Annotated in this window: 8 protein-coding genes; 2 read left to right on the forward strand and 6 right to left on the reverse strand. The window is 71.5% G+C overall.

The features are described 5' to 3' along the window. Positions 1 to 80 precede the first annotated feature (80 nt). On the forward strand, positions 81 to 536 hold the full coding sequence (locus KME77_RS06195) for a flavin reductase family protein (protein WP_219462833.1): 456 nt from the start codon (positions 81 to 83) through the stop codon (positions 534 to 536). A 75-nt stretch (positions 537 to 611) separates the two neighbouring features. Here KME77_RS06195 and sppA read toward each other — a convergent pair whose 3' ends face one another. The 5 genes from sppA to glgB form a co-directional block, all read right to left on the reverse strand. Then, complete coding sequence (gene sppA, locus KME77_RS06200) at positions 612 to 2,309, reverse strand: signal peptide peptidase SppA (RefSeq protein WP_219462822.1); 1,698 nt, start codon at positions 2,307 to 2,309, stop codon at positions 612 to 614. Positions 2,310 to 2,540: 231 nt separating this feature from the next. Beyond that, positions 2,541 to 3,890: a S8 family peptidase gene (locus KME77_RS06205; RefSeq protein ID WP_246609253.1), complete on the reverse strand. Its 1,350-nt coding sequence runs from the start codon at positions 3,888 to 3,890 to the stop codon at positions 2,541 to 2,543. A gap of 61 nt (positions 3,891 to 3,951) precedes the next feature. Further along, on the reverse strand, positions 3,952 to 5,331 hold the full coding sequence (locus KME77_RS06210; RefSeq protein WP_219462825.1) for a S8 family peptidase: 1,380 nt from the start codon (positions 5,329 to 5,331) through the stop codon (positions 3,952 to 3,954). 105 nt (positions 5,332 to 5,436) lie between these two features. Continuing rightward, positions 5,437 to 7,389 carry a S8 family peptidase gene (locus tag KME77_RS06215; RefSeq protein ID WP_219462827.1) on the reverse strand — a complete coding sequence of 651 codons (1,953 nt, stop codon included), beginning with the start codon at positions 7,387 to 7,389 and terminating at the stop codon, positions 5,437 to 5,439. 130 nt (positions 7,390 to 7,519) lie between these two features. Beyond that, positions 7,520 to 9,670, reverse strand: a complete 2,151-nt coding sequence (gene glgB / locus KME77_RS06220; protein WP_219462829.1) for a 1,4-alpha-glucan branching protein GlgB — start codon at positions 9,668 to 9,670, stop codon at positions 7,520 to 7,522. Between the two features lie 315 nt (positions 9,671 to 9,985). Between glgB and KME77_RS06225 the strand changes: the two genes are divergently transcribed. Further along, positions 9,986 to 10,126: a hypothetical protein gene (locus tag KME77_RS06225; RefSeq protein ID WP_219462831.1), complete on the forward strand. Its 141-nt coding sequence runs from the start codon at positions 9,986 to 9,988 to the stop codon at positions 10,124 to 10,126. On the opposite strand, the gene KME77_RS06230 is transcribed toward KME77_RS06225, so the two are convergent. Further along, a partial coding sequence (locus KME77_RS06230) for a phosphotransferase (RefSeq protein ID WP_219462832.1) occupies positions 10,123 to 10,754 on the reverse strand: 632 nt, incomplete at its 5' end. The two genes, KME77_RS06225 and KME77_RS06230, sit on opposite strands and share 4 nt — an antisense overlap.

Raw genomic sequence — 10,754 nt, forward strand, 5'->3', positions numbered from 1 at the left:
CCCGCGAGGGTCCCCGCGTCCCGGGGGCCCTCGCGGTGAGCGAGTTCACCGGGGAGTTCACCGCCGAGTTCACCGCGGCGATGGCGCAGCTCGCGGCGGGCGTGGCGGTGATCACCGTCCGCGACGACCGCGACGACCTGGGCGTCACGGTGTCGGCGCTCATGTCGGTCTCGCTGGAGCCGCCGCTCGTCCTGGTCAGCCTGGCCGGAGCGGGCTACCTCAGCGAGGTGCTGCTGCGCCAGGACCGCTGGGCGGCATCGCTGCTGTCCGACGCCCAGGCCGCCATCGCCAGCCGCTTCGCCGCCGCAGGGCGGCCCAGCGCCCGCCACCTGGTGGCGGGCGTCCCGCACCACCGCGGCGCCCACTCCGGCGCGTTCGTGATCGAGGGCGGGGTCGCGGCCCTGGAGGCGGAGACCACCCAGGTGGTCCCCGCCGGGGACCACACGCTGTTCGTGGCGCGGGTGCTGGCGGTGCCGTACGTGACGCCGTCCCTCCAGCCCCTGGTACGCCTGCGCGGCCGCTACCGCCCGGTCTGACGACCCGCGGGCCCCCGAAGGAGGTAGCCGCCCGAGGGACCTCAGCCCGAACGGTCCGTCACGCGTTCACGAGCCTCAGCGGATCACGTACCACCCGGGCAGCGACAACGGCCCCGCCACCGGCAGCCCCAGCTCCGCCGACAGCCGTGCCAGCGGCCCCCACGCCTCCAGCCGGACCCTCGTCAGCGCGGCGGCCTTGTCCTCGCTCGACTCCGGCCCGCGCAGCCGCTCCAGCGGGTTCAGCCGCGGATAGACCCGCACGGGCGCGTCGGCGGCCAGCCCGGCGCGCTTCCTGGCCAGGCCGAGCGCGTCCTCCAGACCGCCCAGCTCGTCCACCAGCCCGTTGTCCTGGGCGTCGGCGCCGGTCCACACCCGGCCGCGGGCCAGGTCGTGCGCCCGATCGCGGGTCAGCCCGCGCCCCTCGGCCACCTTGCCCACGAAGTCGTCGTAGATGCGGTCCAGCCAGGCGTTGACCCGCTCCCACTGCTCGGGCGAGAAGGCGCGCGTCGTGGAGAACATCCCGGCGTTGCCGCCCTCCGCCACCACCTCGGAGCTGATGCCCAGCCTCTCCAGCAGCCCGCCCGTGACCGGCTTGCCGGCGAACACCCCGATCGAGCCCGTCAGCGTCCCCGGCTGCGCGACGATCACGTCGGCCGCCATCGAGACGAAGTAGCCGCCGGAGGCCGCCACGTCGCCCATCGACACGATCACCGGCTTGACCTTGCGCGTCAGCACGACCTCGCGCCACACCGTGTCCGAGGCGACGTACGAGCCGCCGGGGCTGTCCACCCGGAACACCACGGCCTTGACGTGCTCGTCCCGCCGCGCCGCCCGCAGCGCCGCGCTGACGGTGTCGGAGCCCATCGCGCCGCCGCCGCCCAGCGGGCTGCGGCCGCTGCGGCCCGACCTGATCTGCCCGGTGCCGTGCACCAGCGCGATGCCGTCCGCCGTCGGCTGCGGCAGCTTGCGCACGGCCGCGCCCCTGGCGTAGCGGGAGACGAACTGCAGGTGCGCGTCGCCGCCGGCCGCCTGCTTGACCTCCTCGTACACCTCGTCCCGGTAGGCCATGCCGTCCACCAGGCCCGCCTCCAGCGCCTCCGCGCCGATGAACGGGCCCCTGTCCACCAGCTCGCGCACCTTGGCCGGGTCGAGCCTGCGGCCGTCGGCGATGCCCGTGGTGACCTGCTCGATGACCGACTCGACGATGCGGGCCATCGACTCGCGGTGCGGGTCGGTCATGTGGTCCTGGGTGAACATGTTCGCCGCGGTCTTGTACTCGTGGCGCTGGCCGCCCTCGAAGTGGACGCCCAGCTTCTCCAGCGTGCCCTTGAAGAAGCGCTGCTCCAGCGCCACGCCCGTCAGCCCGACGTCGCCGCTGGGCTGCAGGTAGACGCGCTCGAACGCGCTGGCCAGGTAGTAGGGGACGGTGGCGTTGCCGAACTCGCCGAACGTCTCGGCGAACGCGACCGTCAGCTTGCCCGAGGCGCGGAAGTGGATCACCGCCTGGCGCAGCTCCTGCACCATCGCCAGGCCCAGCGGGTTGCCGCCGATCTTGACGATCAGCGCCTTGACCCGGGAGTCCTGCCTGGCCCGCTTGAGGCCCGACAGCACGTCGGACAGGCGCGGCTTGCGCATGGACAGCACAGCGGCGAGGGGGTCCGCCGGCGGCCCTTCCGTGAGCCCTTCGGTGAGATCGAGCTCCAGCACCAGCGGGGCGGTGCGCCGCTGGCGGAACTTGTCGACGGTATCCAAGATCGCCTTGCCTGCGTCCATAAAAGCCACCCTAAGCGGCAAGAGTCCGTGATGCGGCACCTGCCCACCGCCGGTATGCGGACGTCTTGTGGTGGCTTGCGCAGGGGGTGGGGGTGAGCGGCGAGAGTCCGTGATGCGGCACCTGCCCACCGCCGGTATGCGGACGTCTTGTGGTGGCTTGCGTAGGGGTGGGAGCCCTCCCGTCGCTCGCGCAGGGGAGCGGCGGGAGGGCGGTCGGTGGTCCTCCCGGGGTCAGAGGCGGTAGCGGAGGGTGGACCAGACGTCCACGCGGGGCGTGGTGATGGTGACGCCGGCGCTCGGGTACGTGATGGGCTCGCCGAAGCGCTGGAGGGAGGCGAGCAGGCTCTCGGCCGACGCGTACGAGCGGCGCTGACGCAGCAGGGCGAAGGAGCCGGTGACGTGCGGCGCGGCCATGGAGGTGCCGCTGAGCACGGCGTACTGGTCACCGGTGACGGCCGCCTCGATGTCGACGCCAGGGGCGAAGAGGTCGAGCAGCGGTCCGCGGTTCGAGAAGGGCGCGACGCCGTCCCCGTTGTCGGTGGCGCCGACCGCGACGGCGGTGGAGACGCAGGCGGGCCAGGAGACGGCGGCGTCCAGGCCGCTGTTGCCGGCCGCGACCACCGTGGCGGCGCCCTGGTCCAGCAGCGCGTCCACCGAGGCCTTGAAGTCCGCGCCGTCGCCGGCGTCGCAGGGCTCGGTGTACTCGCCGCCGCCCAGGCTGAGGTTGACCGCGGCCACGTTGTACTGATCGGCGACCAGCTCCGCGTAGGCCATGCCGGTCAGCACCGACGAGTCGTAGGCCATGATGCAGGCGGACTCGTCCCCGCAGTCCGGAGAGTTGTCGAAGCGGCTGAACACCTGGACCGCGATGATGCCGGCGTCGGGCGCGACCCCGTCGTACGGGAAGTCCGGCGCCTCGGAGCCGGCGGCGATGTCGGCCACGTGCGTGCCGTGGTAGCAGAGGCCGACCTGGGGCTCCGGCGCGCCGTTCATGCAGGCGGGCGTCTCGGCGTCGGCCGCGCCGGGCCCGATCTGGAACTGCTCGCCGTTGGGGCAGAGCGGGGTGGAGTTCTCGGCCGGGGAGGCGGAGGAGAAGCACGCCTGCGCGACGATGCGCCCGTCGAAGACCGGATGGTCGTTGTCGATGCCCGTGTCCAGGACCACGACGGACGTGCGGCGGCCCGTGACGCCGACCCTGTGCGCCCTGTCCGCGCCGATCAGCGAGACGCTCTCGGCCAGCGTGGGCGCGCTCAGCCTGTCCGTACGGATGGAGACCACGTCGGACTGCTCGGCGATCTTCTCCAGGTCGGCGCGGCTGCCCCGGTAGACGAAGAAGTCCAGCTTGCCGGCCAGTGCGGCGGGCGGCCGGTCGAAGACGTTCCGGGTGCCCTGCTCGACCTGTTCGGCGGTCGAGAGCATGGACGTGACCCTCGCCGGATCCTTGACGCGGACGATGACCCGGTGCTCCCCGGTGGCCGCGATCGACGAGTCGATCTTCGGCTCCGGGTCGGCCAGGGCCGGGACGGCGGTGAGCGCCGACGAGGTGATGGCGAGCGCGGTCGCGCCGGCCAGCAGGGACATGAGTCGCAACCGATCCTCCATGACATGGGGGGATTCAATGGCTGGTGTGTGGTGAGGTGACTCAGGCGTTCTGCCGGGCCTGGCCGGTGGCGTTGCCCAGGTCGATCCGCTCGGTGCTCACCTGGGCGGAGCCGGAGGCGTACTGGATGCCGGTGCCGGTGTTCTGCAGGTTCCTGATGATCTCGGCGACGGTCGCGTTCGGGTACGCCTGCCGCATGACCGCGAACCCGCCGGCCACGTGCGGCGCGGCCATCGAGGTGCCGCTCAGCTCGGCCCAGGAGTCGTCGGGCACCGAGGAGTTGATCCGCACGCCCGGCGCGAACACGTCGAGCAGTGGGCCCCGGTTGGAGAACGTGGCGATCCTGTCGCTGTCGTCCGTCGCCCCCACCGTGACCGCGCTGGAGACGCAGGCGGGGGAGGCGACGCCGTCGAAGCCGGAGTTGCCCGCCGCCACGACGGGGGCGACGCCGAGCGCCACCAGCGCGTCGAACTGCGCCTTGTGCGCGCCCGCGCTCGCGTCGTCGTCGCACGGCGCGGTGAACGGGCCGCCGCCGCCGAGGCTCATGTTGACCGCGGAGATGCGCCGTTCCCTGGCCGAGCGCGCGACGTACTCCAGCGCGAGCTTCTGGTCGGAGGTGTAGCTGAGGTAGCAGGGCGCGCTGCGGGCGCCCGCGGAGCCGCAGGCCGTGGCGCTGTTGATGCGGGTGAAGACCTGGATCGGCAGGAGGTTCGCGCCGGGCGCCACGCCGTTGGACGGCGCGCCGACCGCGGGCAGCGCGCCCGCCGCGATGCCCGCCACGTGCGTGCCGTGGCTGCACTGGTTCTCGCCGTTGACCACGCACAGCGCGATCTCGGAGTTCGCGGCGCCGGGGCCGGTCTGGCTGGGCTGGCCGTTCGGGCACAGCGAGACCGCGTCGGCGCTGGGGTTGGCGGTGGAGAAGCAGGCCTCGTCCACGATCCGGCCGGCGAAGAAGGGGTGGTCCTCGTCTATGCCGGTGTCCATGACGGCGACCGTGGTGCCCCTGCCGGTCCAGCCCGCCGCGTTGGCCCGGTCGGAGCCGACCACCTTGGTGCTGGTGTCGAGGAAGGCCGAGCTCAGCTCGTCCTTGTAGACGGATCTGACCCGGCCGTCGCCCTTGAGCTTGTTCAGGCTGGCCCCGTCGAGTTCGGCGACGAAGAAGTTCGGCGACTTGGCGGACTCGACGATCCTGGCCGCGTTCGAGGCCGCCTGGATGTCCTGGGCGACGGCCGTCGCGTCCTGACCGGGCCGCAGCTCGACGATCGAGCGGACGCGGTCCGTCCCCTGGAGTGCCGCGACCAGCGCCGGGCTGATGATCGGGTCGCCGGAGTCACGGGTGTCGGTGGTGTCGGCATGTCCGGCCTGAGCTGTCATGAGAGCGGCCAGCATGATCGCGCTGGTCACCAGAGGTGGTAGTCTCACCGGTTCCTCCGTGGGTGGGGCTAATGCCTGCTCAGTCCCCACCCACGTGAAAGGTGATGTCCTCGTTTCCTAAGTGACGTATGTAAGCCAGAGAAACCTTTGCGGTTACCGGGGAAGAACGCTCTTCGTCGCCCGCTTCAGCGCCGCACTCGTGGATTTCGCGGTGAGTCGCACCTTTTCAGAGGCTTTCAGGGTTGAGGTCCCGTTCGTGCCGTGAGCCCAGTTGAGCCAGCCGGTGAGCAGGGCCGCGTCCAGCTTCTGGCGGTTCGTCTTCTTCGCCTTCAGCACCTTGTACGCCGTGCCGAGGGACGACGCCTTGGTCAGCTCCGGGAACACCTTGCTGGACTTGCTCACCAGGCTCAGGTAACAGGCGAGCGTGGCGTCGGGGATCGCGCCGCTGCTCCGGTGGATCTCCACCGCCCACTGCTTGACCGTCAGGCGCTTGGCGGTCGTGCCACGCGTGCAGACCGGCACGGGGGCCGCCGTGGTGGTGACGGTCGCCTGCGGCGTGACGGTCACCGTCACGGTGACGGTCAGCGTCGGCAGCGGGACCGGCGTCGGCGCCGTCTCGGTCTCCGACGGCTCGGGCTCAGGCGTGGGGCCGCTGCTGTCCGTCGGGTCGGGCTCCGGCTCCGCCGGGTCGTCAGGGGTGTCCGGGTCGGGCGAGGGATCGGCGGTCTGGCTGACGGTCGGCTGCGGCGTGCCGCCGGTCAGGGCGGCCAGCACGTCCAGGCGCGGCGTGGTGACCTGCCCTCCGTTGGCCGTGTACGAGTACGGACGGCCGGCCGACTTGAGCTTGTCGACCAGGCTGGTCATGTCGGCGTCCGGCGACTGGGCCTTCAGCAGCGCCAGCGCGCCCGCCACGTGCGGGGCGGCCATCGACGTGCCGCTGTAGACGGCCGTCTGGTTGTCCGGCACCGACGACTGGATGTCCACGCCCGGCGCGAACAGGTCCAGCAGCGCGCTCCGGTTGGAGAAGTCGGCGATCTGGTCGGTGTCGTTGTTGGCGCCCACGGCCACCGTGGAGCTGATGCAGGCGGGGAACGACACGCCCTCGAAGTACTCGTTGCCGGCCGCGACCACGGTCGCGATGCCCTTGGCCAGCAGGGCGTCGATCTTCTGCTTGAAGACCGCGCCCTCCTCGTCGGCGTCGCACGCGGCGTCGGTCGGCGCGCCGCCCAGGCTCAGGTTCACCGCGGCGATCGGCCGGGTCGAGGCGGCCACGTAGTCCATGGCCAGCCGCAGCGACGACTCGTAGGCCAGCAGGCACGACGGCTCGCCGCAGATCGACTCGTCGTCCACCCGGCTGAACACCTGGATCGCGATGATGTCCGCCCCCGGCGCGACGCCGCCCTCACCCGCCGCGATGCCCGCCACGTGGGTGCCGTGGTCGCAGAGGTTCGTGCCGTCGGCGATGCACTTGGCCGTCATGGCGTCGGCCGCGCCGGCCCCGGTCTGCTGGGTCTGGCCGTTCGGGCACAGTGACTGCACGCCCGCGTCCACCGCCGAGAAGCACGCCTCGTCGACGATCCGGGAGCCGAAGTTCGGGTGGTCGCGGTCGATGCCGGTGTCGAGCACCGCCACGGCCTGACCGGTGCCGGTGAACCCCTGGGCGTGCGCCTGGTCGGCGCCGATCTGCTTGAGGTTCTCGGCCGCCGTCGGCGGGTAGGCGCGGTCGCGGTGGATCGAGGTGATCCGCGAGTCGGCGGCCAGCTTCTCCAGCTCCTCGGCGGTGCCCTCGACCACCACGAACGGCTGGCTCCGCGGCTGGAGCAGCACGTCCACGCTGTCGGCCGCCGCCTTGCTCGCCACCGGGGCGTTCTGGGCGGGATCGGTCAGCTCGACGATGGCGCGCACCGTGCCGCCGTCCACCGCCAGCCCGTCCTCGAGCTTCTCCTCGGGAGTGCTCGGCGTCGGGGCGGGCGTGGCCGTCGGCTCCGGCGTGGGACTTGACGTGGCTGACGGCGTCGGGGTGGGCGTCACCTCATCGGCGTACACCGATGAGGTCGGCACCAGCGCCAATAAAACCGCGGACACGATCAGAGGACGTAGTCGCACGATCTCGGAGTTTAGGGTGATTTACCCCGTACGGACAGAGCTCGCAACCGCTTTCCCAGCGAACTCGGACGCACTTCACAGCCCGTCATCACGCGGCCACCCCGGCCCACCCCGGCCCACCCTGGCCCGCTCACGGCGCGGCGTGACGCAGCCACACCGTGCCCAGCGGCGGCACCCGCAGCGTCGTGGAGAACGGCAGCCCGTGGCAGCCCTCCTCGACCGCCTCGACCGCGCCCATGTTGCCCACCCCGCTGCCCCAGTAGTCGTAGGCGTCGGTGTTGACGGCCTCCTCCCAGCGACCGCCGTACGGCAGGCCGAGCCGGTAGTTCTCGTGCGGGCCGCCGCTGAAGTTGGCCACGCACGCCACCGCCGACCCGTCGGCCGCGTAACGGATGAACGAGAAGGTGTTGCCCGGTCCGTCGTCGGCGTCGATCCAGCGGAAGCCGTCAGGCGTCGAGTCCTGCTCCCACAGGGCGGGGGTCTCGCGGTAGAGGGTGTTCAGGTCGCGCACCAGCTTCTGCACGCCGGCGTGGCCGTCGAACTCCAGCACCCACCAGTCGAGCCCGCGCTCCTCCGACCACTCCGAGCCCTGGCCGAACTCGCCGCCCATGAACAGCAGCTGCTTGCCCGGATGCGCCCACATGAACCCGAACAGCGCTCTGAGCTGGGCGAAGCGCTGCCATTCATCGCCCGGCATCTTGCCGAGCAGCGACCCCTTGCCGTGCACGACCTCGTCGTGGGAGAGGGGCAGCACGAAGTTCTCGGAGTAGGCGTACATGAGCGAGAAAGTCATCTGATGGTGGTGGTACTGGCGGAACACCGGCTCGTGCCGGAGGTAGGCGAGGGTGTCGTGCATCCAGCCCATGTTCCACTTGAAGCCGAACCCGAGCCCGCCCAGGTGCACCGGCCGCGACACCCCCGGCCAGGCGGTCGACTCCTCCGCCACGGTGGAGATGCCGGGCTCCTCCCGGTAGCAGACAGAGTTCATCTCCTTGAGGAACTCGACGGCGTCGAGGTTCTCCCGGCCGCCGTACACGTTCGGCGTCCACTCGCCCTCACGCCGCGAGTAGTCCAGGTACAGCATCGAGGCGACCGCGTCCACGCGCAGCCCGTCGATGTGGAACTCCTTCATCCAGTACAGGGCGTTGGCCACCAGGAAGTTGCGCACCTCGCGGCGGCCGAAGTCGAACACGTACGTGCCCCAGTCCGGGTGCTCGCCCCTGCCCGGGTCGGCGTGCTCGTACAGCGGGGTCCCGTCGAAGCGGGCCAGCGCCCAGTCGTCCATCGGGAAGTGGGCGGGCACCCAGTCGAGCAGCACCCCGATGCCGGCCTGGTGCAGCCGGTCCACCAGGTGCCGGAACTCGTCCGGCGTGCCGAACCTCGACGTCGGCGCGTAGTAGGAGGTCACCTGGTAGCCCCACGACCCGCCGAACGGGTGCTCGGCCACCGGCAGGAACTCCACGTGCGTGAAGCCCATGTCGCGCACGTACTCGACGAGCTGGTCGGCCAGCTCCAGGTACGACAGCCCCGGCCGCCAGGAGCCCAGGTGCACCTCGTACGCGCTGACCGGGCCGTGCTGCGGGTTGCGCTCCGCGCGGTCGGCCAGCCACTCGGTGTCCTGCCAGGTGTACTGCGTCTGCTCGACCACGGAGGCCGTCTGCGGCGGCACCTCGGTCCGCCGCGCCATCGGGTCCGCCTTGTCGCGCCACACGCCGTCGGCGCCGAGGATGTGGAACTTGTACCGTTCGCCCGGCCCCAGCGCGGGGATGAACAGCTCCCACACCCCCGAACGCCCCAGCGAGCGCATCGGGAACGCGGTGCCGTCCCAGTGGTTGAAGTCGCCGACGACCCGCACGCCGCGCGCGTTCGGCGCCCAGACGGCGAACGCGGTGCCGTCCACGTCCTCGTGCCGCATCACGCGCGCGCCCAGCACCTCCCACAGCCGCTCGTGGCGTCCCTCGCCGATCAGGTGCAGGTCCACCTCGCCCAGCGTGGGCCAGTGACGGTACGGGTCACGCGCCTGGTACGGCTCGGACCCGGCGTACTGGATCTCATAGGTGTAGGCCGGGACCTTGTCGAGCCCTGGGACCTTGGTCTCGAACACCCCATGGGCCTGATGTCTCAGGTCATGGGACGTCCCGTCGTCCATCACCACCCGCACCCGCTCGGCCAGCGGGCGAAGCGTACGGAAAACGACGCCCCCCTCAACGGGATGCGCTCCGAGCACGGAATGGGGGTCATGGTGCGCCCCGCCCGCGAGTCGGTCGAGCTCTGTCCTCATCGGCATGCTCCCAACACTGCCCTACGTCAACCCTCCACCCCAGGCACTGCCCGCAATCACCGGGACAATCACCGAAAGTGCCGAATCTTGGGTTTATCGCGGGAACGTGACAGGTCGGAGTGTCTGGTTCTCCATGGGTTTTTGGTGATCTGTGGGGGGTGCCGTACCGGCGTGTCCGGATACGGCGATGAAGAGGGCCAGCGCTATGCGGAGGAACACCACCACTCCTGTATGTACGGCAACGCCTACGTAAGGTAATAGTCCAACCGGGACGCAGGCGGCCGAACACCGATAATCGCTGGTCAGGGCGCCGATATGGGGAGCTTCTCCAACGGCGGCCCGGCCCCGGCCCGCTCGTGCCGTTCCCGCGCCGTCATCGACCACCGGGTGGCGCGCGGTCACGGCGCCGAGGGCCTGTCCGGCCTGGTGGAAGAACTCCGCCGAGCGGGCGGCTAGGCCGGGCGGCGGAAGGCGGCCAGCGGGATCGAGATCCACGACGGCCGGTTGCGCGCCTCGTACACCACCTCGTACACCGCCTTGGACAGCTCGAACGCCCGCAGCAGCGCCGCGTCCCCCGGCGTGATCCGGCCGCCGCCCTCGACGTACCCCTCCAGGAAGGCGTTCCTGTTGCGGTCGGCCCACTCGCTCGCCCGCGACTCCAGCGACACGGGCGACGGGTGGTCGGCCAGCAGGTGCCTGGCCGCGTAGTCGAAGGAGCGCAGCATCCCGGCCACGTCACGCAGTGGCGACGACAGCGCCTTGCGTTCGGCGAGGGGCTGGCCCGGCTCGCCCTCGAAGTCGAGCACGATCCAATCGGTCGGCGTGCGCATCACCTGGCCGAGGTGGTAGTCGCCGTGCACCCGCTGCACGGGCACCTCGACGTTGAGGTCCTCCACCTGGCGGTAGGCCTCCTCCAGGGCGGTGACGTGCTCGCGCAGCTCGGGCACCTCGGCCACGGCCCGGCCGAGCCGCCGCCGGAAGCCCTCGGCCATGCGCTTGACCTCGTGCACCTCCACGATCTCGGTCGGGAAGGCGGCCGCCAGCTCCTGGTGGACGCGGGCGGTGGCGGGGGCGGGCCGGGGCG

The organism is Nonomuraea rhizosphaerae (assembly GCF_019396405.1).
In the GTDB taxonomy this organism is placed as follows: Bacteria; Actinomycetota; Actinomycetes; order Streptosporangiales; family Streptosporangiaceae; genus Nonomuraea; species Nonomuraea rhizosphaerae.

Excerpts from the sequence above, each read along its gene's own strand:
- KME77_RS06195 (WP_219462833.1), top strand. The coding sequence starts at position 81 with ATGGCGCAGCTCGCGGCGGGCGTGGCGGTGATCACCGTCCGCGACGAC.
- sppA (WP_219462822.1), bottom strand. The coding sequence starts at position 2,309 with ATGGACGCAGGCAAGGCGATCTTGGATACCGTCGACAAGTTCCGCCAG.
- KME77_RS06205 (WP_246609253.1), bottom strand. The coding sequence starts at position 3,890 with ATGTCCCTGCTGGCCGGCGCGACCGCGCTCGCCATCACCTCGTCGGCG.
- glgB (WP_219462829.1), bottom strand. The coding sequence starts at position 9,670 with ATGAGGACAGAGCTCGACCGACTCGCGGGCGGGGCGCACCATGACCCC.
- KME77_RS06225 (WP_219462831.1), top strand. The coding sequence starts at position 9,986 with ATGGGGAGCTTCTCCAACGGCGGCCCGGCCCCGGCCCGCTCGTGCCGT.